General features: G+C 42.0%; 24 protein-coding genes. 9 read left to right on the top strand and 15 right to left on the bottom strand.

The window, feature by feature from the left end:
• Positions 1-68: 68 nt before the first annotated feature.
• From NSS92_RS03595 to NSS92_RS03580, 4 genes are all read right to left on the bottom strand, one after another.
• On the bottom strand, positions 69-308 hold the full coding sequence (locus NSS92_RS03595) for a YqkC family protein (protein WP_095408938.1): 240 nt from the start codon (positions 306-308) through the stop codon (positions 69-71).
• A gap of 12 nt (positions 309-320) precedes the next feature.
• Positions 321-647 (bottom strand): iron-sulfur cluster biosynthesis family protein, encoded by a 327-nt coding sequence (locus NSS92_RS03590; protein ID WP_024428050.1) that lies wholly within the window; start codon positions 645-647, stop codon positions 321-323.
• Between the two features lie 87 nt (positions 648-734).
• Positions 735-1,703, bottom strand: a complete 969-nt coding sequence (locus tag NSS92_RS03585; RefSeq protein WP_340866933.1) for a GNAT family N-acetyltransferase — start codon at positions 1,701-1,703, stop codon at positions 735-737.
• Positions 1,700-2,179, bottom strand: coding sequence for a GNAT family N-acetyltransferase (locus NSS92_RS03580; protein WP_267587384.1), 480 nt, complete (start codon positions 2,177-2,179; stop codon positions 1,700-1,702). The genes NSS92_RS03585 and NSS92_RS03580 overlap by 4 nt, the downstream gene beginning before the upstream one ends.
• 279 nt (positions 2,180-2,458) lie before the next feature.
• On the opposite strand from NSS92_RS03580, the gene NSS92_RS03575 reads away from it, so the two are divergent.
• The 4 genes from NSS92_RS03575 (at position 2,459) to NSS92_RS03560 (ending at position 6,089) form a co-directional block, all read left to right on the top strand.
• The gene (locus tag NSS92_RS03575; protein ID WP_340866932.1) at positions 2,459-2,908 is read left to right on the top strand and encodes a YfmQ family protein; all 450 of its coding nucleotides are present in this window, start codon (positions 2,459-2,461) and stop codon (positions 2,906-2,908) included.
• A 153-nt stretch (positions 2,909-3,061) separates the two neighbouring features.
• On the top strand, positions 3,062-4,294 hold the full coding sequence (locus NSS92_RS03570; RefSeq protein ID WP_340866931.1) for a DNA polymerase IV: 1,233 nt from the start codon (positions 3,062-3,064) through the stop codon (positions 4,292-4,294).
• Between the two features lie 15 nt (positions 4,295-4,309).
• Positions 4,310-4,654 (top strand): YolD-like family protein, encoded by a 345-nt coding sequence (locus NSS92_RS03565; RefSeq protein WP_041086037.1) that lies wholly within the window; start codon positions 4,310-4,312, stop codon positions 4,652-4,654.
• 199 nt (positions 4,655-4,853) lie between these two features.
• Positions 4,854-6,089, top strand: coding sequence for an MDR family MFS transporter (locus NSS92_RS03560; RefSeq protein WP_340866930.1), 1,236 nt, complete (start codon positions 4,854-4,856; stop codon positions 6,087-6,089).
• Positions 6,090-6,122: 33 nt separating this feature from the next.
• On the opposite strand, the gene coaA is transcribed toward NSS92_RS03560, so the two are convergent.
• The gene (coaA, locus tag NSS92_RS03555) at positions 6,123-7,082 is read right to left on the bottom strand and encodes a type I pantothenate kinase (protein WP_340866929.1); all 960 of its coding nucleotides are present in this window, start codon (positions 7,080-7,082) and stop codon (positions 6,123-6,125) included.
• Between the two features lie 191 nt (positions 7,083-7,273).
• Between coaA and NSS92_RS03550 the strand changes: the two genes are divergently transcribed.
• Positions 7,274-8,602 carry a CoA-disulfide reductase gene (locus tag NSS92_RS03550; protein ID WP_340866928.1) on the top strand — a complete coding sequence of 443 codons (1,329 nt, stop codon included), beginning with the start codon at positions 7,274-7,276 and terminating at the stop codon, positions 8,600-8,602.
• Between the two features lie 63 nt (positions 8,603-8,665).
• On the opposite strand, the gene NSS92_RS03545 is transcribed toward NSS92_RS03550, so the two are convergent.
• Entirely contained in the window at positions 8,666-9,442 is a 777-nt protein-coding gene (locus tag NSS92_RS03545) for an SDR family NAD(P)-dependent oxidoreductase (RefSeq protein WP_340866927.1), read from the bottom strand.
• A gap of 12 nt (positions 9,443-9,454) precedes the next feature.
• Entirely contained in the window at positions 9,455-10,405 is a 951-nt protein-coding gene (locus tag NSS92_RS03540) for an MBL fold metallo-hydrolase (RefSeq protein WP_340866926.1), read from the bottom strand.
• A 421-nt stretch (positions 10,406-10,826) separates the two neighbouring features.
• On the opposite strand from NSS92_RS03540, the gene proC reads away from it, so the two are divergent.
• Positions 10,827-11,654 (top strand): pyrroline-5-carboxylate reductase, encoded by an 828-nt coding sequence (proC, locus tag NSS92_RS03535; protein ID WP_340866925.1) that lies wholly within the window; start codon positions 10,827-10,829, stop codon positions 11,652-11,654.
• 50 nt (positions 11,655-11,704) lie between these two features.
• Here the strand turns inward: proC and NSS92_RS03530 are convergent, their stop codons facing one another.
• From NSS92_RS03530 to NSS92_RS03510, 5 genes are all read right to left on the bottom strand, one after another.
• Positions 11,705-11,848, bottom strand: a complete 144-nt coding sequence (locus NSS92_RS03530; protein WP_155267113.1) for a hypothetical protein — start codon at positions 11,846-11,848, stop codon at positions 11,705-11,707.
• A 12-nt stretch (positions 11,849-11,860) separates the two neighbouring features.
• Positions 11,861-12,349: a DinB family protein gene (locus NSS92_RS03525; RefSeq protein WP_267587377.1), complete on the bottom strand. Its 489-nt coding sequence runs from the start codon at positions 12,347-12,349 to the stop codon at positions 11,861-11,863.
• A gap of 19 nt (positions 12,350-12,368) precedes the next feature.
• Positions 12,369-13,625 (bottom strand): MFS transporter, encoded by a 1,257-nt coding sequence (locus NSS92_RS03520; RefSeq protein WP_142945942.1) that lies wholly within the window; start codon positions 13,623-13,625, stop codon positions 12,369-12,371.
• Entirely contained in the window at positions 13,625-14,974 is a 1,350-nt protein-coding gene (locus tag NSS92_RS03515; protein ID WP_340866924.1) for a coproporphyrinogen-III oxidase family protein, read from the bottom strand. The genes NSS92_RS03520 and NSS92_RS03515 overlap by 1 nt, the downstream gene beginning before the upstream one ends.
• 368 nt (positions 14,975-15,342) lie before the next feature.
• Entirely contained in the window at positions 15,343-16,956 is a 1,614-nt protein-coding gene (locus NSS92_RS03510; RefSeq protein WP_340866922.1) for a M20/M25/M40 family metallo-hydrolase, read from the bottom strand.
• A 140-nt stretch (positions 16,957-17,096) separates the two neighbouring features.
• Here NSS92_RS03510 and namA point away from each other — a divergent pair, with 140 nt between their 5' ends.
• Entirely contained in the window at positions 17,097-18,113 is a 1,017-nt protein-coding gene (namA, locus tag NSS92_RS03505) for an NADPH dehydrogenase NamA (RefSeq protein ID WP_340866921.1), read from the top strand.
• Between the two features lie 120 nt (positions 18,114-18,233).
• Entirely contained in the window at positions 18,234-18,998 is a 765-nt protein-coding gene (locus NSS92_RS03500; RefSeq protein WP_267587373.1) for an alpha/beta fold hydrolase, read from the top strand.
• 46 nt (positions 18,999-19,044) lie between these two features.
• Here the strand turns inward: NSS92_RS03500 and NSS92_RS03495 are convergent, their stop codons facing one another.
• On the bottom strand, positions 19,045-20,352 hold the full coding sequence (locus tag NSS92_RS03495) for an aminotransferase class I/II-fold pyridoxal phosphate-dependent enzyme (RefSeq protein ID WP_340866920.1): 1,308 nt from the start codon (positions 20,350-20,352) through the stop codon (positions 19,045-19,047).
• A 139-nt stretch (positions 20,353-20,491) separates the two neighbouring features.
• Positions 20,492-21,421 (bottom strand): ribonuclease Z, encoded by a 930-nt coding sequence (gene rnz, locus NSS92_RS03490; protein WP_340866919.1) that lies wholly within the window; start codon positions 21,419-21,421, stop codon positions 20,492-20,494.
• Positions 21,422-21,642: 221 nt separating this feature from the next.
• Between rnz and zwf the strand changes: the two genes are divergently transcribed.
• Complete coding sequence (gene zwf / locus NSS92_RS03485; RefSeq protein ID WP_340866918.1) at positions 21,643-23,118, top strand: glucose-6-phosphate dehydrogenase; 1,476 nt, start codon at positions 21,643-21,645, stop codon at positions 23,116-23,118.
• Between the two features lie 47 nt (positions 23,119-23,165).
• Here zwf and NSS92_RS03480 read toward each other — a convergent pair whose 3' ends face one another.
• On the bottom strand, positions 23,166-23,888 hold the full coding sequence (locus NSS92_RS03480; RefSeq protein ID WP_024422902.1) for a GntR family transcriptional regulator: 723 nt from the start codon (positions 23,886-23,888) through the stop codon (positions 23,166-23,168).
• Positions 23,889-24,073 lie beyond the last annotated feature (185 nt).

The following is a 24,073-nucleotide window of genomic DNA, read 5'->3' as shown; positions in this document are numbered from 1 at the left end:
AGATTAGACAACCGTGCGGTTTGATGAGATGATGAACGCACGAAAAAAACCCTTTCGAAAAAGGGCTTTTATAATACATCTGTTACTTGTTCCATATTCTCTTTGATCCAATTGACAGCTAATTCGAGCGTTGGAAATTCTTCCGTTTCAAATGTGACTTCATCTTGAAGAAGCCAAACGTCCTTTTTCACCGAATCCATTCCACCTATTGACCAGTGCAAAAGACTATAGGGATGATTGTTATTTAAAAACGACACCCATGTTTTATTCTGTGCCGTATTTTGTATCACTTTTAGCTTTTGATCCACTACATTTCCACCTTACTTTACAAGTATACCCATTCTCGGGCTGAGTATTTGTTGAGGACTTTTCAACATGAGTGTGTTGGCTTTTTCATTAAAATCAATCGTCATTTCCTCGTCAAAAAAGACCTTTTGTGCTGTGTGTATGTACAGCTTAAAGAGCTGATTATGCTTGAGCTCTTCCCATTCACCTGTTCTTTCACCTGTGAGCCAAATCATTGGGACACCGCTTACCGCACAGCCGCACCCATCTGAATCATAGCGAAGAAGCAGTTCTTTTGTTTCATGCCCTGCTTGTTGTTTTGTAAGGAACGCTGCTGCTGGTTCTGTTATATGAATATACATGCCGAACATCCTTTTTTCGTTGATTGTATTACATTGTAACATATCAGTCATCAATTAAACATGTTCACGCCTTGTCAGCTCTTATGTCTAATTATTTGTCTTAAACTGCTCTGACCAATTGTACGCTTCTTGTTCAATTTCTTTAATGAGCCCATCTTTTCCTTTCATATAACTTGCCATATCTTCAGGATAGGCTTTTGCCAATTGACGCTTTTTATCTGCATAGGCTTTGGCACGATCAGGTGAAGCTTTTAAATAATCTCGGAACACCAAATGCCTTTTCACATCATCATGGCCAGCTTCATAGGCGTGAACGTGATGTGTTCGGTTCAAGCCGCCTTTTCTAAAAAAACGTCTTCCCTTGAGTCCATTTTCTCCGAGGGGTTCATAACCAAGCTGGCGAAACAGGTGGTTACACTCATCTAAGCCGCTGATATGTTTCACCTCTAACAAGATATCAATAATTGGCTTAGCGGCCATTCCTATGACTGACGTACTGCCAATATGGTGGCCATATATCCAGTTGTCTCCAACTATCTTTTTCAGCTTGTCATGCTCATCTTGAAATTGTTCTGGCCAGCTCGATTGGTATTCAATCACTTCCACCTTTCGAAGCATCAAACGTTCCATCTTTGTTAACATCAGATTGTTTTCCACCTGCAAACGGGCCTTCTGTTTAAACCCTAGTTTTTCATAAAGCTTGATTGCTGGTATATTTGCTTCCGCTGTTGTGAGCTCGATTGTTTTTGGATGCTGGATAATGGATTGCATGAGCGCTGTCCCGATTCCTTGTTTGACATGATGAGGGTGCACAGCTAACCGGCTGAGAATGATCCGATCGTCATGCAGTTCATATGAAGCGATCCCTAACAAATGCCCCTCTTTTTCAAATCCTATGAAAATCTCATCTGTTTCTATTATGTCTTTAACCGTTTCTTTTAAGGGCGGTAAATCTTGATAGCCAATTTGTTCTGCCTCCCGCTGATATGCGGCCAATTGGATATGTAACAGCTCTTTTGCTTGTTCTTTATTTTTTTGATCCAGTCTGATGATCATGCGTTCGCCTCCAGCCTTTTCACAAATAGCACCCGGTCTTCATGAATACCGTCGTAATCTGAAAAAACTGAAATGCCATCCACTGTTTTATCTCCCTTTTCTATCTGAAAACCGAGCTTTGTATGGTAAGCAATCGAGACTTTATTCACAGGAGCTGTAATGGCCTTAATCGTTGTTCTTCCTTCCTTTTCAGCCGCTTCATAAAACGCTTGATAGAGAATTTTGCCAATCTTTAATTTCCGGTGGTCTGGATGTACCCCAACAAAGTGAATATACGCTTCATCTGAATGTGATTGCGATAAAAAACCGACTAAAAAGCCGATCAGTTCACCTTTTTCAACAACGACAAAACTTGTTTTCTGAAAATGTTCGAAAAATAGCTTTGGCAATTTCGCGCGCAAATCTCTGCCTCCCCACCAGCTTTGAATGACGGATGTGACCGCATAAAAATCTGACGGCTTCACTTGACGTATCATGATGGCCTCGCCCCTTTTCATTTTTAGCTGTACCGAGCTTTTTTCACAAAAAATCAATTGTTTCAATAGTCTACCTGTCTAATCATTTGTTTGTAAAGATGATGAACCAGTCTTTTTTCCTTTCAGCTTTGTTGCTTCTTCGTCCTTTCACTGCCATCTCCTTTTAAATCTTCACACTTATTTCAAAAAGTTCACTTTTTGTGCGAAAGTTTCATTCTTTTGTTATGTTAAGATGGTTCATATAGGAAATGGAACAAATGTTTATTGGAGATGATGATATTGGTTTGGATTGTTACTTCACTTGTTGTGTTTAGTCTTTTAAAGCTGCTTGTCACTTCGCTGCCTTCTGGTGTTGTTGAACGCCTTTTTAGTCGTTATGCGGTGCATGCAAAAGTAACAAGTGATCAAACAACGATGACGTTTCAAGGACGTCCACTCGATGATCAGCAAACATCTGAAATTATTCAACATTTTAATGATGCGATCTTTATTGAACGCTATTATATTTATCCTGGTGACGAAGAGCGTTTTCTTCATCCACAGGAAGGGCCGGCGCCGCTTACCATGCAAACAAAGCTTGGCAAGCATGATGTAACCCTTTATCTATATCATTACGATGACCACGTGGATGTGGTGCGGCAGTTTACCCATAAGCCAAAGAAAAAGCTAACGGCCTATCGTTTGCGTTCTGAGCCGCTCCAAACATCCAACAACTTGGTACATGCTTAAAATAGCCCATTTTACACAGATAAGACGAAGTGTCTCCACTTCGTCTTTTTTGTATGGATTTACACTCTTCTCTTTGAATGATTTACCAGTATCAATTTCACCTTCTGGCGGTTACAATGTAATACAGAACATACGTTCTAAGAGGTGAAAATCATGAATGAACGAGTCATTCTGCTTGTGGATATGCAGTCGTTTTATGCGTCAGTCGAAAAAGTGGAGGCTCCCCATTTGAAGGATGTGCCGCTCATCGTCTCAGGAGATCCCGAGCGGCGGAGCGGGGTCGTACTTGCGGCCTGCCCCCTCGCTAAAAAACGGGGCGTACAAAATGCATCAAGATTATGGGAAGCACAGGAGAAATGCCCTGAAGCCGTCGTCGTACGTCCACGTATGCAGCGCTACCTTGATGTCTCTGTCATGATGACAGAACTGCTTGAACAATATACAGATCTTGTCGAACCCTATTCAATTGATGAACAGTTTCTCGATATTACGGGAAGTGTGACACTACTCGGTTCGCCCCGCGAGATCGCTCAAAATATACAAACGACCATTATGAACCAGACGGGCATTTACGCACGTGTTGGCATTGGTCCTAATAAAGTGCTCGCTAAAATGGCCTGTGACCATTTTGCTAAAAAAAACACATCTGGCATCTATGAGCTTCGTGCAGACCGGGTTGCGGATGATTTATGGCCGCTTCCGATTGGAAAATTATTTGGCGTCGGCAAACGGATGGAGCACCATTTAAAACGAATGGGCATCAGTACCATCGGGACGCTTGCTACTTATCCGTTAGACCGGCTAAAAAAACGCTGGGGAATCAACGGGGAGCTTCTGCAGCGAACAGCTTTAGGACACGATCCCTCCCCGGTCACTCTTCACACACATGATCAGCAAAAAGCGGTTGGGCATCATATGACCCTTCCCCATGATTATGCGTCTTTTGAGGACATCAAAGTCGCCCTTCTTGAATTGAGTGAAGAAGTGGCAAGACGTGCGCGCTTTAAGCATTATGTTGGGCAAACGGTGTCTGTTGGCGTAAGAGGCGCTGATTTTTCTCATCCGACTGGATTTCATCGACAAATCAAGCTCCATTCACCCACACAGTACGGGACAGATATTGCAGACGCAGCCATTCAGCTATGCCAGCAGCACTGGGACGGCCAGCCCATTCGCAGTGTAGGCATTACTCTCTCACAGCTGCAGCCTGACAGCCACTATCAGCTGAGTTTATTTGATCACCATTTTAAAAAAGACAGACTCAGCAAAGTATTTGATGCGATCCATATGAAGTATGGACCTGCTGCACTCTTGCACGCTTCGTCCCTAACAAGTGCAGGGCAGGCGTATCACCGCGCCGAAAAAATTGGTGGACATTACAAATAACGGAGGCGAACAGCCATGAATCCCAATAAATTAACACCCGGATACAACATCATGTGGGAATCAAGCCGAATGATGCTCCCAGAGCACCGTGAACAGCTGCTTGCTCAAAAACGGAAGAAAAAAGAATACACGCCTCCTCCGCTGAGCACTGATCAGCTAGAGGAAATGAATTTTTTGATCACACAGTCAATTACAGAGGATCAAGCCATTTGCGTGACATATGCCGCAGCAGGTATGAAACAGCAGTTTTGGGGCTGGGTGAAAGCCATTCATTATGAAACGCAGCGCATAAAAATCGTCAATGATGAAGATGTTCTCCACCTGTCCTTGCAGCAAATTGTCGCGATTGATCTTGATTAAATTGTCTTTAAGTGATCGTACGAATCAGCATATCTAAAAGACATAGAAGCACCGGGAGAAAAAACAAGACTTCGAATTTGCGGGGCCATTAAAAGCTCCTCTGCCATATGGCGGATGTCTCCTCCATCAAATTGTGTATTTAATTTGCACAATTTTTCATGTATGATTGGAACATCTTAACACTCAGGGGAGAAACAGCATGAAAAATAACTTACGTACTTTACATCCACTTAGTTGGACAATCATCATCGGTACCATATTCGGCCGGATGGCGACGTCCATGAGCATTCCTTTTTTAGCCGTTTATTTGACACAAGTCAAAGGGGCCTCAGCTTCTTCAGCTGGGTTAATCATTGCCGTCAGCTCTCTTATTGGGATCGTTGCGAGTTTTTACGGCGGCTATGTTTCTGACCGAATTGGCAGAAAAAAAGTCATGCTTCTATCCATCTTCGGTTGGTCATTTGTCTTTGTTGGCTTTGCGTTTGCAGATGCCATTTGGGTCTTCTTTCTCATGAATGCATTAAACGGACTGTGCCGGGCACTGTTTGAACCAACGTCTAAGGCGCTCTTATCTGATGTCACCCCATCAAGTATTCGGTTGTTTGTTTTTAATTTACGGTATACGGCCATTAACATTGGTGTGATCTTCGGCCCGCTGCTTGGCTTATATCTCGGGTCATCGAAAACAACGTTTCCTTTTCTCGTCGCTGCCTTCATTTATTTGTTATACGGATTAACGCTGGCCTGGCAATTTCAGAAGCATCCAGTTGCTGCTCCAGAAAGCACGAAACAGATCAGCGTCAAAAAAGCCCTTTCCATTATCCAAAAAGATACGGTCTTTAGCATCATTCTCATCGGTGTTACCTTATGTTCGTTCGGGTATTCACATTTAAGCTCAACACTGCCGCAATACTTATCAGCGTCACCTATGATTGAGGATGGTCCTAAGCTGTTTGGATATCTTTTATCTTTAAATGCAGTTGTTGTCATTGTCGTACAATATCCGCTCATCATGATTGCGAAGCGCTACTCCACCATTTTGTCGCTGACCACCGGGAATATTCTTCTTGCCGGCAGTTTGTTTGCCATTGCTTTTTCACAGAGTCTCGGCATGCTTGCTTTCATCATTGTCGTGTTTACAATTGGGGAAGTTCTGCTGTTTGCGATGATGGATCTTTTTGTAGACAATATTGCAAAGCCTGAAGTGAAGGGATCGTACTTTGGTGCGATGGGATTTTCTCAGCTCGGCAGCGTGGTCGGACCATTTGTCGGCGGACTGTGCATTGACTATTTCGGCGCAGCCCATCCCCTCTCCATTTTTACGGTCTTGTCGATCATCACCATCGCAGGCGTCCCGTTCTTGTTCATTGGGTACTATCGTCTGAAAAAACGATCGGCAGCTGCCGTAGCTGTTAAAGTAAGTGGAGATCATTAAAAAAACCGCTCTCTCGTTTGAGCGGTTTTTTCTTTATACCCGGCGGATGGCGATCTCTTCCACCTTGTGCTGATCACCTTTTTTCAAAATGAGATCAGCTCGATATTTTGTAGGTAAAATATTTTGATATAAATTAGGACGGTTCACAGTATTCCAAATCGTGCTTGCCATCTGATCTGCCTCTTCATCCGTCAAATCTTTATATTGATGAAAAAAGGATTCAGGATCTTGGAAGGCTGTTTCTCTGAGCAAACGAAACCGTTCTTTATACCATGATTGAATTTGCGTTTCAGCGGCGTCTACATAAATCGAAAAATCAAAGAAATCTGATACAAACACACGCGGTTCATCCTTCAGATCATCCAGCGCTGGTGATTGGAGCACATTGATTCCTTCAATAATGACAATATCAGCATCCTCTACTGTTTCATACACCCCTTCTAGCCGGTCATAGGTCAGATGCGAATATACCGGGGCATGCACAGTTTGTTTACCTGATTTTAATTCATTTAAAAAAGACAGTAGGGCTTTGACATCATAGCTTTCCGGGAAGCCTTTCTTTTCCATCAGTCCTCGATCCTTTAATTCTTTTTGAGGATATAAAAAGCCATCTGTTGTCACAAGACTCACCTTCAGCCCATCTCCAAGCCTCGATAAAAGCGTTTCAATGATACGAGCCGTTGTGCTTTTCCCGACAGCTACACTTCCAGAAATTCCAATTAAAAAGGGAATTTTGGCATGATGCGGGTAGTTTAAAAAGGCATTCACATGCTGGTTTTTTTGTTTTTCTGCAAAGACATGTAATGTCAGAAAACGAATGAGCGGTATGTAAATATCTCGAACTTCTTCAAGCGATAAATAGTCATTTAACCCTTGCAGCGCTCTTGCTTCTTCTTCTGAAACAGATACCGGCATATATTCTCCAAGAGCTGCCCAGGCCTCTCTCGTATGGCGCGTGTATAGCGTATTAAAATCTAGTCGCGTGTCACTCAAAGTCTTTCCCACCAATCTTCACTAAACTCGTAACCTAAAAAGACGATAATCCGATTGTAGCCTAAAATGAAGGCGCTGTCTTTATTTTTCAACTAAAGTTTGCTTCTTTTGCGAAAAAAAAGAGCATTAAAAAGAGGAATATGAGGGTAAATAAGAGTATTCAGTACGATAGATAGAAGGGAGCACACCAAATGAAATATGTGATGATTGGCGGAGATGCAGCAGGAATGAGCTGCGCTATGCAAATATATAGAGAGGATCCAGATGCACACATTGTTGCTTTTGAAAAAGGAGAGATTTTCTCATATGGACAGTGCGGACTCCCCTACTTGATCGGCGGTCTCATTGATCATCACAGACAGCTGATTGCACGCAGTGCTGAAACTTTTCGTGACAAATATGGAATTGACGCCAGATGCTTACACGAAGTGACCTCCATTGACCCAGAGCAAAAAACAGTGTCGGGTCATCATACGAAAACAAAAGAACCCTTTATAGAAAGCTATGACCGCCTCTTAATTGCGACAGGAGCAAGCCCTGTCACACTGGATTTAGACAGCCAGCCATTAGAAGGCGTACACGTATTAAAAACCATCCCGCATGCGCTCTCCATTTTAGACCATTTAAAAAAGGACATCACACATGTCACGATCATTGGCGGTGGATATATCGGCCTTGAAATGGCTGAAAATTTAAAAGCGCTGGGAAAAAACGTACATATCATTCAGCGGGGAGCAACACTCGGCCCGGGCTTTGACTCCGATATGGCAAAATACCTGAAAGAAGAGGCTGACGCCAAGGGCATTCACGTATCGCTTGGAGAAACAGTGCAGCAATTAGAAGGCAAGTCACATGTCACAGCTGTTATCACAGACAAACAAACCATTCAAACAGATATGGTCATCATGGCCATCGGCGTCACTCCTCAAACCTCCTTTTTACATCATACCGGAATCAAGCGGCTTCAAAATGGCGCTATTGCAGTGAATCAATACATGCAAACCAATATAAAAGACATTTATGCTGCTGGTGATTGCGCGGCGACCTATCACCGCATCAAAAAATCACTGGACTATATTCCGCTCGGCACAACTGCGAATAAACAAGGGAGAATCGCAGGCTTTCATATGACAGGGACAAACCGGGCGTTTCAAGGCGTGACTGGAACAGCCGTCATGAAATTTATGGACATGACAGCGGGACGAACAGGCTTATCAGAAAAAGAAGCAAAAGAAGCGGACATTCCTTTCTCTGTCATCACTATAGATAGTACAGATCACGCAGGGTATTACCCAGAAGCGCAGAAAATGAAAGTGAAACTGATCTACCGAAGCGATGACCATACTTTGCTTGGTGCCCAAATCATCGGGAGAAACGGTGTAGATAAACGGATCGATGTAGTGGCGGCTGCCCTTTATCAAGGGCTGACCATAACAGATCTTGAAGATTTAGATATTAGCTATGCACCGCCTTTTAACAGTGTATGGGACCCGCTTCAGCAAGCGGCAAGACGGATATAGAACGTGTCACAATGAAGTCTTACCTCAAAAAAAGAAACCAGTTCAAAACCGGTTTCTTTTTTGTTACTTTTTCATCATCGCTTTGCGTGCTGCTTTTTCAAATAAAAATGGAAATAGCTGATACAATTTGCTGCCAGCATTCATCCAGCCGGGCAGATTAATCTCTCTCTTTTTCGTCATCATGGCTGATACGATCTTCCCTGCCACCTTGTCCGCACTCAGCATCATAAAATCAACGTTCTTCACATATTCACCGCTGCGGTCAGCGATGGTAAAGAAGTCTGTGGCAATCGGTCCTGGATTGACCGTTGTCACGTGAATGCCTGAGTCTGCCAGCTCCATTCTGAGGCTGTTTGAAAATCCAAGAACGGCATGCTTTGATGCGGAATAAATAGCAGATTTGGGAGTCGCAATCTTTCCTGCCTGGGATGCGATATTGATAATATGTCCCTGCCCTCTTTGCTTCATCTCAGGGATGACCTTTTTCGTGCAGGCGATTAAGCCAAACACATTCACCTCAAACATAGACACCATTTCCTCTATGGAGGCATCTTCTACGAGATCGAATACGCCAAAGCCGGCATTGTTGACCAAAATATCGACCGGCCCCACTTCTTTATAAGCCCGATCAATGTCCTCAAGCTGGCTGACATCAAGCTGAGCAATGTGACACACCCCGCCAGCACTCATAATTTTTTCTTTCACACCAGTAAGCTTTTCCACTCGTCTTGCTGAAATAATGATCTCTGCGCCTTCTCCTGCTGCCAAGTACGCCATTTTTTCACCAATGCCCCCAGATGCGCCTGTAATCCAAATTCTTTTTCCTGTCAATCGCCCCATGCGTTTCACTCCTTAGTTTGCCCTGTAATAGACGATTCCGTCTTTTTGTACTTCTTCAATTTGCCCAGCCGCTAAGAGCACATCCAGCTGACCGACTGTCTCTGACATCGTTAAAAACAAGGCCTCTTCATACATCACAGGGAATAGCTTACGGCAAAGATGAAAGGCCGTCATTTCTTTTTGTTTAAGCAGCTGATACATCGTATTTGCTCGTTTCTCTTGTTTCTTAAATCTTTCTTCAATCAATTCATGGTGGGACGTGATGAGCTGACCGTGTCCTGGATAAATCGTCTTGATTGGCAGACGCAATAACCGATTGAGTGATGCTTTATATTGAAGCAGTGATTTTTGACGTTCCTCGCCTTCATACGGTGCTTCCATTAACGGATTTGAAGAAATGGTCGTCAAAAGCAGGTCGCCTCCAATAAAATTCCCCGTTGTTTCATCTAGAAAGGAAAGATGAGACTGTGCGTGTCCGGGTGTTTCCATCACAAAGAAGTGTTCATGCCCGTTCAAACGATCACCTTCTTTTATGATCTCATCTACATGTGAAGTACAAGAATATGTATAAGATTGCTTCACCATTTTTTCACACTCATTTTGTCGAAGCGGGACACCTAACTTCTGAAAAAAAGGAATCATAAAGTCCACTTGGCGCTGCTTAAACACTGGATCCTGACTAATATACGGCTCATTTAGCTGGTGTCCAATCACACGGACATGAGGTTTCATCAAATTTAATAGACCGACATGATCTGCATGATGATGGGTCAGCACCACTTGATCAATATCGTCTATCGATAAACGATGTTCCTTTAATTGCGTGACAAAGGCATGCTCTGCCTCTTCTGTCATCGGCCCGCAATCTACTAAGGTTACGGCCTCTCCTTTTAATACATATGCATGCACATCCCCAACGGCAAACGGCGTCGGGATGGATAATTGAATGATGTCTTCTTTCACTTTTATACGTCATCTCCTGCTTTTTGACTCATGATTGTGGGACTCAGTCTTCTTACTTCATTGTATCTTGCAAAAGGCAGACTGTCATGCGGTTTAGATGGGCAATTTTTTTAACTGCCCCTATTGACATAAACTTGTCCATCGTTGCATAATGAACAACAAATATATGATGCGCGGGTGACAAGGATTAGTAAGCAAAATAATGATGCAAGAGAGTGAGGTCCGCCGGCTGAAAGACTTCACCATCCTCTTATTTGCTGAACCTGCCCTTTGAGCTGTTAGGCAAACCTAAACGTATCCCGCGTTAAGGGACTAGAGCTGAGTATGCATGTTTGCATGCTAATTGAGGGTGGTACCGCGAAAAACCTTTCGTCCTTTTCAGGCGAGAGGTTTTTTTATTTTCTACAAGGAGGAGCAGCTTATGAGTAAAATTGGATTTATCGGTGCAGGCTCAATGGCAGAGTCTATGATCAAAGGTTTATTAAAAAGCGGCATGATGTCGAATGAAGATATCATTGTCACAAACAAAACGAATGAAAAACGATTAGAAGAATTACAGGTACGTTATGGGGTCAAAACGGATTTCGCTCGGTCCTTTATTTATGAAGAAGCGGATATTCTCGTTTTTGCCTTAAAACCGAAGGATGCAGAAAGCGGAATTTCTGAAGTCCAGCCTCATTTACATGGACAGCTGATCATTTCTATTTTAGCTGGTATTTCCATTGAAACGATTCAACACTATGCTGGCGGAAAGACAGCAGTCGTTCGTGCGATGCCAAATACATCAGCGGCGATCCAGCAGTCAGCAACAGGTATTGCCGTAAGTCATGAAGTTACAGAGGAGCAAAAGAAAAAAGCCGTCGAGCTGTTTGAAACAATCGGGCATGTCACAGTATTGGATGAATCGCAGCTAAATGCTGTGACAGCCATCGCAGGCAGCGGCCCTGCATTCATTTATCATTTGATTGAAGGAATGGAGCGAGGTGCTTCGGAACTTGGAATGGACCAAGCAACTGCGAAATTACTCATTTGCCAAATGATTGCGGGCGCCGCCAATATGCTTCAAGACAGCGGTAAAGAACCTGCCGAACTGCGCAAAGAAATCACAAGTGAAGGCGGAACAACAGAAGCCGGCCTGAACACACTGGCTGCCTATCAATTTGAAGAAGCCGTTGTCGATTGTGTCAAAACAGCCACTAAACGCGCAGCAGAATTAAATGAAATGTTTTCAGCCAGTACGTATAAATGAATTTGAAAAGCACCTGTTTTGATGACAGGTGCTTTTTCACATATGACCCTCTATTTTTTCTCGCTGGCCACTGGGTGTGAATTGCGTGATTCACACTTCGGTTCTTTCTGTTCTTTACTAGAAATGGCTTGTTCTAATAAAGAATCACGTGCCTGATAAAAATTCACATCAACTAACAATTCTTGATGCTTCACTTTAGCACCTCCTCATGTAGATGATTCAATCATTGACATGATGGCTTTGATTTGATCCAGATGATGTTGTTCATGTAAAGCGATGGTTTCAGCTAATATTTGGACGGTCATCACTCCTTCTTCCGGATGGAGGCCTGATTGTTCCCAAATATCTTTTTCTAATAGCCGAAGCGTGTTGTTTCTTCTCTCTTTCATCCGTTTGATCAATGCTTTGATCTCGTCAGCGTTATACCATTCATACGCTCTTTCCTTCACGTATATTTCAGGATCATACGATTGAAAGGGCGTGTGATCCTCTGATATCGCCTGCTCTATCCGCTCTGACCAGACTTCTTCTGTGTCATACAAATGCCCGGCGAGCTGCTTAATTGACCACTTCCCCTCCCCCAAAGATTGATCCAGTGTGTCATCATCACAAGCCTTCACTATCTTCTCTAGTTCACTCATACTTTCCTGAAGCGATGTGATGATGTCTGTTTTTGTTAATTTCCCAGTTTCCATTACGCAATCAACGTCTCCTTTACAGTGAATGCATTTCTACTTTTGATTTATCTTGATGCTTTCCTTTTAGTAGCAGTAAGCTGTTCATCAAACCTGCTACTATCACAAGCCCTGCCATCCCTATAGCGATGACATGTATAGGAATCAAATCTCCGATAAATGCCATGAGGATAAACCCACTAATATAAAATATGCGTGATAATGCAAGACCTACTGAAAACACACGGGCTCTTAAATGACTGCTTGCATAGGTCATAATATTAGTAGAATACAAAACTTCGATTGGGCTATATAATAGATTGGCTAATAAAACAACAATCAAAAATCCAATAAAAGTCGTTTGTTGATACGACAATGCATGTAATATCGCAAGCAATATAACCGCTAATGTAGACCACCTTTTATAAAATTGAAAGGAGAATTTCACTTTTTTGAAGTACGCTGCAAGTGTAAGTCCACCGATAATTTGCCCTAGTCCACTAATTGTATGACCAAGCCCCAAGCCAAAATTCCCTTCTCTGGCCACTTCTAAAATATACAGACTAAATAAAACATAAACGATGCTTAAAGCAAACTCTCTTGACATCAATATCCATATGGCGCTTTGAATTTTGGGTGATCCCTTGATTTCTTTAATTCCTTCTTTAAAACTTTGAATATATGACACATACTCTTTTTTTTCAGATGCTTCTTTCGCTTTAATAGGAATTAACAGCATAGCTGATAATAAAAATGTCAGCGCATCTACTAAATAAATTGTGGAAATTGACCAAATTTCTGTCACCAACCCGCCTAATCCTGTCGCAATGAGCATCGATGCGCTAAAAGATGTGGCCAGTATACTATTTCCCTTAGAAAGCTGCTCCTTATCAAGGATTTCAGGTATCATAGATGAACGAGCAGGCAGATATATACCAGAGAAGGCACCATTTAACGCTAATAATAAATAAAGGATAAACGGTGTAACATTCATTGTGACAACTAAAACAAACCCCAGTCCAATGATAAAACGTGCCACATCTGCGAATATCACAACTTTTTTGTAAGAAAACTTATCTATAATTGGGCTCAAAAGCATAGATGTTAAAATGAGAGGGAGCATGGAACAAATAAATAGAATGCTTAGATGGGTCGCTTTCCCAGTAAGCTCATAAATTAAACCAATCGTCGCTATCGTTCTAAACCAATCTCCAAAAGCAGATAAGTTTTGCCCAATAAAGAAACAGACAAAATTTTGATCTTTGAATAGAGATGTCGTTTCTTTCTTTGAAACCATTAGATGAGCACCTCAGTCGACTCGTACCAGCCTAACTCTTTTTGCATAAACTCCACGGCTTGATCATAATTTTCTCTCTCTTTTTCTGGTATAAGATCAACTAAGATCGCCGGATACCATGGCTTCGCTTCTTCTTTGATTACAAAATATTGCTCCGCTTCTTCAACTACTCCTTTCATTATGAGTAATTGTAGTTTACGATAGATTTCCTCACGCTTTGGCATTCGATTGAGATACGTTTTTTCTATTTTCATTGTTTTAGGGAAGAAGATGAGTCTTCTATCAAAAGCATGATATTCTCTAGATTTAACAATAGGTAATTCTTGATTCGTCAGGCTTTCGATATACTTTTGCGTATTTCCTTCATTTGACCATATCATGCCTTGCATATAGGAGATCGCTCCTGTTCCCAAACCAATATATTGATCTTCATATCCCCCGTAAATCACTTCGCCATATTGAAAACGTTTATTCTGATGCTCTGGAGCCATAAACGTATACACATAATTTTGATGCCAGCCATTCGTTTTTAAATGACGATATAATGTATCACTAAACTCAAATTTTTCTTTAGGATTTGGCGGCATTGGCACCTTGCCTTTGTTAATTTTTGATAACCATCCCTTCGAACAAGCAATATATTCTAGTGGATATGTATCAATACTTGTGCTTCCTAATGCCATCACTCCATTTATGTCCTCTATCATCTCTTCTTTCGTTTGTCCAGGAAGCTGATAAAGCAAATCAATATTATAAGATTGGAAATGACGTTTCATTAAGTCCACAGTCTGAGAGATTTGATCAAAACTAGCCGTTAAGTTGAACATTTTCCGATAGTGTTCATTTAATGTTTGGACACCAAAGCTCCCTCTGTTGGCTCCACCTTCAGCCATAGCAGCCACTCTTTCTGGTGTAGCTGTTTTTGCTTCACATTCAAATGTCCATTCATAATCAGCAGATAATGAGAAATTTTCTTTTATAGCGGTCGAAAGTCGATAGATTAGTTCTGGGGGCATTATGGAAGGAGTCCCTCCACCAACGAACACCACATCAAACGTCATTTTTTGGATATTAGGGGATTGGGATAAGATACGCATCTCATTGATTAAAGCATCTATATACTTTCCGATAATGGGCTCATATTTCGTAGATTTAATAAAAGGACAAAACGAACAGATCGTATCGCAGAAAGGGATATGTAAATATAAAGCGTTTTCCCCTTTTTGAAATGTTCGTTCCTTCTGAATGAATTCTGTCACACGAGATTGTGCTCCTTCTTGGCTCGCTTGGCCAAAAAACGGATAAAGAAAATTCCATAAAGACGGATGCTCATCATAATAACTTTTCATATTTGACAATTCTCTCACCCAACTCTCGTCTATTTTTATCCCACATACAAATTCACAGAGAAGCTAAATAAATCACTTCTCTGCGAAACACTCTTTTCAGTAAGTATTGATTCTATTCATTAGATTGCAATCCACTCGTTACGCTTCATTTTCATCACCTCCTTTTAATTAGATAAATTGTAACTTAATTACATAATTGATTATAATAGACTTTTCTGAATATTTCAATCATTTTCACTATTTTTTGTAAGGACTATTGTTTTATATACAATTTACGTATGAAACTTTTGGTATAACCATGAAAATATAGACTGAACATTCACAACCAAAAGCCCTATCATTAAGATAGGGCTCTTCATCACATCTACTTACTTTTTCTCTAATAAAGCATGAATCGTTGATTCTAGTAGTTCTGGCAAAATGCCAAAAGAGAACGGGACGTGCAGCCGTTCTGTCCATTTGTGCGGGTCCTTTCCTAGTGGACCTACGTTGATGACTGGAACGTAAAGGGCTTCCTTTTCTCCTTGTGGTAAAGAATAGCCTTTTTGGTAAAGCGGCATATTGGTCGTATAATGACCTACCTCCTGCTTTTCGAGCTGCAAGTAACTTAAATCAGACAATCCCGGGAAATATTTCACTTCCTCTACTTCAAGTCCATACACCTCTTTTGCCTCTTTTTGAATCTTCTTTAATGTCGTCTGAATATGCGGATCTTCTGTTGAGGACACTGAAGGGTAAAATGGCGGACTATAAAATAAAACAATCAGCGGTCCATCTTCCTTACAAAGCGTCGTCAGCTCCGAGACAATTTTCGTTGAAAAATCACGATCCCCAAGCTCACCTCGGTTGGCGAATGCATAGTTGACAATGCGCTCAACTTCCTGTTCACCAGAGCGTTCTGCGGCTTTTTGATACAGCTCGTGAAACGTGAGAACCGTAACCTGAGTGTCAATTGGTGTAAAGTGTTTAAAGCGCTGAAAGTCAGCTGTTTTCTGCTGAAGATTGGCCTCGATTTGGTCTGCTGCTTGTTTCGCAGTATCATAGAGAAGGCCGTGCAGTTCTTCACTTGAACGTTTCATCATGAGCACATTAAATAAAGATACAGCTGTGTGAGGTGTTTGAACGGAATAGGCTTCTTTTAAGTCCTTTTGCATCAAGTTCGTTGGGGGCGGTGTTATTTCACCATCTACTTCCTCACAATAATCACTATTGAGCTCTAACAGCCGGTTTAGTTCAGATACCATAAAATTCGCATTTAAGCCTGAGAATGGCTCTCCTACATGCGTTTCGATCCCTTTACAGAAAAATCCGGCTAATACCTTTCCTATACTGCCTGTATACATATAATGATGTTCATCCCCTGGATACTTTTCAAACATGGGCTCACTGTTTAAACACGCAGTATAGTCAAGGTCATGCTTTTCTTTAAGCTCTTTTAGCTTCGGCACCGCCTCAAGCATTCCTTGTGAATTCACTTCTTCATCAGGAACTGTGACGAGCAGAACATTTCCATCAAATGTTTCTGTCATCGCTCTTTCCAGCATAGAAAGCTGTACGGTGAGACCTGCTTTCATATCCATGGCCCCTCTTCCAAACAACCAGTCGCCTGAAGCAAGGTCCTCTCTTGCCCTCTTTGGAAGAAGCGCACTTTTTTGCGAAAAGGATGCCATTAACTCTTCAGGCTTGCATGCCATGTTTTGAAATTCGCCGTAATCTTCTGTATCGACTACATCAAAGTGACTAAGAAGCAGCACGGTACGCCGCAGCGTACTGCGCTTCACAAGTGCCGTTAAATAATACCGGCCATCTTTCATCGGATGCAAAGCCAAATGATCAGGGTTCTGCTCAAAATAAGGCCGCTCCCTCAGCAAGTAATATAAATATTCCGCTAACGCGACTTCTCCTGTTGTACCTGATATGCTTTCATACTGCATAAGAGCTGTCAGGAGCTCCTTTAGTTCACTCTCTGTTTGCCATTTCATCCGTTCTCCCCCTTTGATGTCTCTATCTCTTCATTATACAAAAACGTGTATAAAAGCTATATTCTTTGAGCACCTTTTATGACGAAAGTTTGAATGGCTGTTATAATCGGCTATACAATTCCATGAGGAGGCGAAGGTATTTGGAAACAAAACTCTTTTCACCTTGGACATTAAAAGGTGTTACACTGAAAAACCGCATTGTGATGTCCCCGATGTGTATGTATTCATCCTATGACCGTGATGGGAAATTACAGCCTTTCCACTTCACACATTATATTTCCCGTGCACAAGGTCAGGCTGGCCTCATCATGGTGGAAGCCAGTGCTGTATCTCCCGAGGGAAGAATTAGTGATCAAGACCTCGGTATTTGGAGCGATGAGCACATTGAAGGGTTCGCTTCATTAAACGAACAAATCAAAGCATATGGAACGAAGACAGCCATCCAGCTAGCCCATGCAGGACGTAAGGCTGAACTTGATGGAGACATTCTTGCACCATCAAGCATCCCATTTGATGAAACATCTAAAACCCCTGTCGAGATGTCTATTGATCAAATCAAAGATACTGTTCAAGCGTTTCAGGATGCAGCTGTGCGGGCAAAAAAAGCGGGCTTTGACATCATTGAAATTCATGGTGCACATGGCTATTTGATCAATGAATTTCTTTCACCGCTGGCGAACCACCGAACAGACGACTATGGCGGTTCACCAGAGAACCGTTATCGTTTCTTAAGAGAAGTCGTAGATGCAGTCAAGGCCGTATGGGACGGACCTTTATTTGTCCGTGTTTCGGCTTCTGATTACACGACAAAAGGACTTGATATTGCAGATTATATTGGGATTTCCACTTGGCTCAAAGAGCAAGGTGTCGACTTAATTGATGTCAGTTCAGGTGCTGTCGTACAGGCGAAAATCAACACATTCCCCGGCTACCAAGTAACATTCGCAGAGAAAATAAAAGAAGGTGCCGGCATTCAAACAGCTGCTGTCGGTCTAATCACATCTGGAGTACAGGCAGAGGAGATTTTACGAAATCAGCGTGCGGATTTGATCTTTATTGGCAGAGAATTTTTACGGGATCCATACTTTCCAAAAACAGCTGCTCAAGAGCTCCGTACATCCATCGAAAGCCCGCGTCAATATGATCGCGCTTGGTAAAAGCTCTTAGGAAAAAAGGTGTCTATTTTTTGAAATAGGCATCTTTTTTGTTTTTAAGAGAAACATATCTGCCTTTTGTGCCGTCTTTTAGCTAAAGAACCACTTAGAGGAGATGGAAGAATGAATTCGGCAATGATTGAAAAAATGTATCATATAGATGGTCACCACTTTTATACAAAGCATCGTCAAGGCAAAAGGCAAGCCACGATTATCTTTGAAGCAGGCTACGGCATTTCTAGTGATACGTGGTCGAATATGGCACGTGATATTGACCCAGAGCTTGGGGTTTTCTTATACGACCGTTTAGGAAATGGAAAGAGCAGTGAGAGCGGTGAAGGAAGAACCTTGCATGACCTCGCTGATGATTTAGATGCGCTGCTGAGAGAAGCCAATATTCAGCCGCCATTTCTTATTGTCGCTCACTCATTTGGCTCACTTGTCAGCCGGCTATGGGCAAGCCGCAGAGGAGATGATGTCATTGGCATGGTGCTGTTAGACCCAGCAAGTGAGGAGCAAGAGCAGGTGATTCTGCCGCTTTTATCAAAGGAAGAACGCACTTCATATATGGCGCAGTTTACAGCAGAATGTACGCATGAGGACTTTCAGCAAATGTTAAGCACAATCAAAGAGGAGCAAACCCATTATGGGATGATGCCGCTTCTTGTCATTTCATCAGGTAAGAGCCGATTGTTTCACCCAGCGCATGAAGCTTGGCTCAGGCTTCATAAACGCATGCTGTCTTTGTCATCCCAAAGCGGATGGATTCAGGCGCAGAACAGCTCGCACTATATTCATCATGATGAACCGCATATTGTACAGCTTGCCATCTATGATGTATGGTGCGCAGCCAAACAACCTGTCTCCTATTATCAAACTGCCAATTAAAACGAAAAACTCCTTGACCTGTTATGAGTCAAGGAGTTTCTTTTATTTATGCCGTTGGAGCAGATTGACTTTTTTTAGAAAGCAGCTTTTCAATGCTGACAAGCTGAACACATAATGTAAAGATGTCGATCGCTTGCTCCAATTCTTCAAGTGTCGGGAATGTTGGTGCAATGCGAATGTTACGATCAAGCGGATCTTTTCCATATGGATATGTTGCACCTGCACCTGTCATTGTGACACCTGCTTCTTTTGCTTTTTGCACAACAGCTTTTGCACAATGATCAAGTGTATTTAAACTGATGAAATAACCACCATTTGGCTTGTGCCATTCAGCGATGTCTTTTCCGCCAAGTTTTTCGTCAAGAATGGAGAGAACGAGGTCAAATTTCGGCTTAATGATCGCTGCATGCTTTTTCATATGTTCCTTCAAACCTTCAGGATTTTGGAAGAAACGAAGATGTCTTAGTTGATTGATTTTGTCTGGTCCGATCGTTTGAATCGATAGTTGCTTTTGAGTGAAGCTCACATTGTCCGGGCTAGACGCCATCAATGCAACACCTGAGCCTGGGAATGTAATTTTAGACGTAGACGCAAACATAAACACACGGTTCGGGTATCCTGCCGCTTCTACTGCCTGAAAAATATCTTTTAACGTATCAGGTGTATCCGTTAGATGGTGGACTGCATATGCATCATCCCAAAAAATACGGAAGTCGTCTGCTTTTGTTTTCATTGAAGCTAGGCGGTCAACGACCTCATCTGAATACGTAATGCCGTCTGGATTGCTATATTTCGGTACACACCAAATGCCTTTAATCGCTTCATCTTCTGCGACCAATTTTTCTACCTGATCCATATCAGGCCCATCAGCCTTCATATCGACCGTGATCATCTCTATGTTAAATAGCTCACAAATGGCAAAGTGACGGTCATACCCTGGGCTTGGTGCAAGGAATTTTACCTTTGGCAGCTCTCCCCAAGGTGTTTTGCTGTCACATACGCCGTGAGTCATCGCACGTGCAATGGTATCATGCATCATATTCAGGCTTGAGTTACCACCGATGATGATTTGTTCTGGCTTTAAATTGAGTACATCTGCAAAAAATTTCTTCGTTTCAGGAAGGCCTGTCAAGCCGCCATAGTTTCGCACATCTGTGCCATCTTCAGCTGTCATTGCATCCTTTGATGTCACAACATCGAGCATGCCCATAGACAAATCGAGCTGTTTTGGTGAAGGCTTCCCTCTAGACATGTCTAAGTGCAAGTTTTTACTTTTGTAAGTTTCATACTCATTTTGTAGTGCCACATATAGGTCATTCAATTCTGCTTCACTTAATGCTGTAAAACCGCTCATCTTTGATTGTGCCTCCCGTATTCTTCATAGTTTGATTCGTCATTTGTTTTTTCTTCACCATTTTACCACTACCTGAAAAAGAGCGTCATCATAAATATCAAAAAAATCACACAACTTTTTTTGACGATTCATCCAATTTTTACAGGCTGCGTTCAATGGGGAAAGAAGAGAAATCATGTGCAGCTTCTGTCAGCGGAAATATATCGCGGGCTTCTTTCAACAGTTGTTTCAGTGCTTCTTCTCCTTGGTAACGTGCACTTATATGGGTCAAAATGAGCCTTTTTGCGCCTGCTTCCTGTGCTGTTTTCGCTGCTTGTTCTGTTGTGCTGTGATAATAATTGTAGGCTAAATCTGCATCTTCTTTACCGAATGTTGCTTCATGGACTAACACATCCGCATTTTTGGCAAGCCTTGTTATATTCTCGCACAAACGGGTATCTCCTGAAAATGCAACGATTCTCCCTTTTTTAGGGGGTTCCAAATAATTGGTTCCATCGATGATTCTTCCATCTTCGAGTGTCACGGTTTCTCCATTTTTCAACTTCTGATACAAAGGTCCAGGTTTTACACCGATTTCTTTTAGGTCTTCGGCTTTTAATGAACCAGGCATATCTTTTTCCACAACCCGATAGCCGTAAGCTGGAATTCCGTGAGAGACTCTTCTTGCTTCTACTTGAAAGGTATCGTCTTCAAACACGATCCCTTCATCTATTTCTATGATATGCAGCGAATATGTCAAATGCGTTTGTGTAGCTGAAAGTGCTGCGTTCACAAAGGCTTTAATGCCTTTTGGTCCATAGATCGTCAATTCATCCTCCCCGCCTTGAAAGGATCTGCTGCCAAGGAGTCCCGGAAGGCCATATACATGATCACCGTGCATATGTGTGATAAATATTTTCTCAATCTTTCTCGGTTTAATCGTTGTATGTAAGATTTGATGCTGCGTCGCTTCTCCGCAATCAAAAAGCCACACTGCATTTCTTTCTTCTAAAAGCTTTAGCGCTGTGCAAGTGACGTTTCTTGTTTTTGCAGGTATGCCTGCACCTGTTCCTAAAAAGAGCAGTTCCATTACTTTTCCTCCTAAAGCCGGTATACAATATCTTCATTCATATAGAATACATGAAGACAAGGTAAATGTGAATTCAGCGGAATTTTTGAAAAAAGTGAAATGAGAGCAGAAAAAGTCGAATCAAATGTTTGCTTTACGAACAATGAAGCTTTAAAATAAAGAAAATGTACATACATTCTCGGTTTTTACAACAATGCTACGAATAAAGTGAGGTACTTCTCGTGAATACAGAAACTAACAACCCTAAAGCAGTCATTGTCATTTTTGGCGCAACAGGAGACCTTGCCAAACGCAAGCTCTACCCTTCTATACATAGACTTTATCATAGCGGAAAGCTAGGTGATCAATTCGCTGTTGTCGGAGTTGGACGCCGTCCGTGGTCCCATGAAGACCTCAGAGCTGTGGTAAAGGAATCTGTTTCTTCTGATGATGCAGAGGCGAAAACAGAGGAATTCATTTCACATTTCTTTTATCACGATTTTGACGTATCAAGCCCTGCTTCCTATCAATCGCTTAACACGCTTTTAACAGGCCTTGAAGATACGTACAGTATTCCAAATAACCGCATGTTCTATTTAGCTATGGCACCGGAATTCTTCGGAACGATTGCGAAGTTCCTAAAGAGTGAGGGCGTATCAGAAACAACAGGCTGGTCACGACTTGTCATTGAAAAGCCATTTGGGCATGATCTGCCAAGTGCGAAAACATTAAATGAAGAAATTCGTGATGCATTCACAGAAGATCAAATTTATCGTATTGACCACTACCTTGGTAAACAAATGGTTCAAAACATTGAGGTCATCCGCTTTGCGAATGCTATCTTTGAACCACTTTGGACAAACCGCTATATCTCAAACATTCAAATTACATCCAGTGAATCCTTAGGGGTTGAAGACCGGGCTCGATATTACGAAAATTCTGGTGCACTAAGAGATATGGTCCAAAACCATATGCTTCAAATGGTTGCCCTTTTAGCAATGGAGCCGCCAATTAAACTCAATACAGAGGAAATCCGCAGCGAAAAACGGAAAGCATTGCGCGCTCTTCGTCCTTTCTCTAAAGATGAGGTCGATCAATTCTTTGTCCGCGGACAATATGATGCTGGTACGATGAATGGCAATGTCGTTCCTTCTTATCTCGAAGAGCAAAATGTTGACCCGAACTCAAACACAGAAACGTTTGTGGCAGGGAAACTGCTGATTGATAACTTTAGATGGGCCGGGGTGCCATTTTACATTCGTACAGGAAAACGATTAGAAAAGAAATCTACTCAAATCGTGGTTCAATTTAAAGACATTCCAATGAACCTGTACTATGGAAACGGGAATGCCATGCATCCAAACTTACTTGTCATTCACATTCAGCCAGATGAAGGCATCACCCTTCACCTGAATGCTCGCAAGCTGGATGGCGGCACGTATGCGAAACCGATTAAGCTCGACTACCAAACAAACTATAACGACATCATGAATACACCAGAAGCATATGAAAAGCTGATTCATGACTGCTTGCTAGGCGATGCGACAAACTTTGCTCATTGGGACGAAGTGGCACTTTCTTGGAACTTTGTTGATCCGATTTCTGAGAAATGGGCAGAAAGCAAAACATTAAAACCAAACTATCCTGCTGGTTCTATGGGACCGAAAGAAGCAGATGAGCTTCTAGAAAAAGATGGATACCATTGGTGGAATATATAAAATCATATGAAAAAAGAGCAGTCTCCCTTGGAGGTTCTGCTCTTTTTTTAACGTCCTGTTTTCGTTATTTCAACCGTTGAAAAGTCAAATTTATCATAGCGATGATGGCTAAATGAATATTCAAACGGCTGCCCTGCGTTTAAATAAGCAACCTGCTCGACTTCAAGCACAGGATCTGTTGGGTCACACCCTAAATACTGCTGATCCAGCTGATCTGATTTAGCCGCTCTAATTTTCTTGTGCGCTCCTGCTATTTTTAAATGAAGCTGATTTGAAATGTAGCCATAGATAGAACCCAGTAGAACTTCTTCATCTATGCCCTTAATGAGATTGACAGGCATAAACGTTTTTTCTAATACATAAGGCTCTTCATCCACAAGACGGAGCCGGATGATATCATAAACAGGTGTGGTTGAGTCAATAGATAGATGGGCTGCCACCTCTTCGCTTGGAAAATGGACATCAAAATGAATGATTTGAGTCGTGACGTTTTTATCCGCCATGACTTTTGTGAACCCTTTATTTTCATGGCCTGATACATTGATTGCCCCTTGATTGAGCGCTGCCTTTACAATAAATGTACCGTGGCCTCTTTTTCTAAAGAGCAGACCTTCTGCAACGAGAAGATCGAGCGCACGTTTCATCGTCATTCTGCTGCATTGAAATTCGGCGGCAAGCGAGTTTTCATCTGGAATGGGTTGATCTTCTGGATAATATGCTGTTCCTATTCGTTTTCTGATTTCTTCTGAAATGAGTTCGTACTTCTTCATCTCACACCACCAACTGACTTGTTTTTTCATAGCGCTTTATTCTAGAAGAAAATATGGCGTTTTTTAGCCTTCCTCTCATTTTACACTAAGGGATGTGAGCTTAAAAGGTGCCAGCCATTTTTGTTTCATCCACTTACCGTCACATAAGAAAAATACCTGCTCTTTTCAAGGAAAGAGCAAGTATT

It is taken from the genome of Bacillus sp. FSL M8-0166, from assembly GCF_038008825.1.
GTDB lineage: Bacteria > Bacillota > Bacilli > Bacillales > Bacillaceae > Bacillus > Bacillus safensis.
The sequence above is the reverse complement of the archived record's forward strand: the minus strand, read 5'-3'. Positions and strand labels throughout refer to the sequence as shown.

Excerpts from the sequence above, each read along its gene's own strand:
- NSS92_RS03590 (WP_024428050.1), bottom strand. The coding sequence starts at position 647 with ATGTATATTCATATAACAGAACCAGCAGCAGCGTTCCTTACAAAACAA.
- NSS92_RS03585 (WP_340866933.1), bottom strand. The coding sequence starts at position 1,703 with ATGATCATCAGACTGGATCAAAAAAATAAAGAACAAGCAAAAGAGCTG.
- NSS92_RS03580 (WP_267587384.1), bottom strand. The coding sequence starts at position 2,179 with ATGATACGTCAAGTGAAGCCGTCAGATTTTTATGCGGTCACATCCGTC.
- NSS92_RS03570 (WP_340866931.1), top strand. The coding sequence starts at position 3,062 with ATGAATGAACGAGTCATTCTGCTTGTGGATATGCAGTCGTTTTATGCG.
- NSS92_RS03565 (WP_041086037.1), top strand. The coding sequence starts at position 4,310 with ATGAATCCCAATAAATTAACACCCGGATACAACATCATGTGGGAATCA.
- NSS92_RS03560 (WP_340866930.1), top strand. The coding sequence starts at position 4,854 with ATGAAAAATAACTTACGTACTTTACATCCACTTAGTTGGACAATCATC.
- NSS92_RS03550 (WP_340866928.1), top strand. The coding sequence starts at position 7,274 with ATGAAATATGTGATGATTGGCGGAGATGCAGCAGGAATGAGCTGCGCT.
- NSS92_RS03545 (WP_340866927.1), bottom strand. The coding sequence starts at position 9,442 with ATGGGGCGATTGACAGGAAAAAGAATTTGGATTACAGGCGCATCTGGG.
- proC (WP_340866925.1), top strand. The coding sequence starts at position 10,827 with ATGAGTAAAATTGGATTTATCGGTGCAGGCTCAATGGCAGAGTCTATG.
- NSS92_RS03525 (WP_267587377.1), bottom strand. The coding sequence starts at position 12,349 with ATGGAAACTGGGAAATTAACAAAAACAGACATCATCACATCGCTTCAG.
- NSS92_RS03520 (WP_142945942.1), bottom strand. The coding sequence starts at position 13,625 with ATGGTTTCAAAGAAAGAAACGACATCTCTATTCAAAGATCAAAATTTT.
- NSS92_RS03515 (WP_340866924.1), bottom strand. The coding sequence starts at position 14,974 with ATGAAAAGTTATTATGATGAGCATCCGTCTTTATGGAATTTTCTTTAT.
- NSS92_RS03510 (WP_340866922.1), bottom strand. The coding sequence starts at position 16,956 with ATGAAATGGCAAACAGAGAGTGAACTAAAGGAGCTCCTGACAGCTCTT.
- NSS92_RS03500 (WP_267587373.1), top strand. The coding sequence starts at position 18,234 with ATGAATTCGGCAATGATTGAAAAAATGTATCATATAGATGGTCACCAC.
- NSS92_RS03495 (WP_340866920.1), bottom strand. The coding sequence starts at position 20,352 with ATGAGCGGTTTTACAGCATTAAGTGAAGCAGAATTGAATGACCTATAT.
- rnz (WP_340866919.1), bottom strand. The coding sequence starts at position 21,421 with ATGGAACTGCTCTTTTTAGGAACAGGTGCAGGCATACCTGCAAAAACA.
- NSS92_RS03480 (WP_024422902.1), bottom strand. The coding sequence starts at position 23,888 with ATGAAGAAGTACGAACTCATTTCAGAAGAAATCAGAAAACGAATAGGA.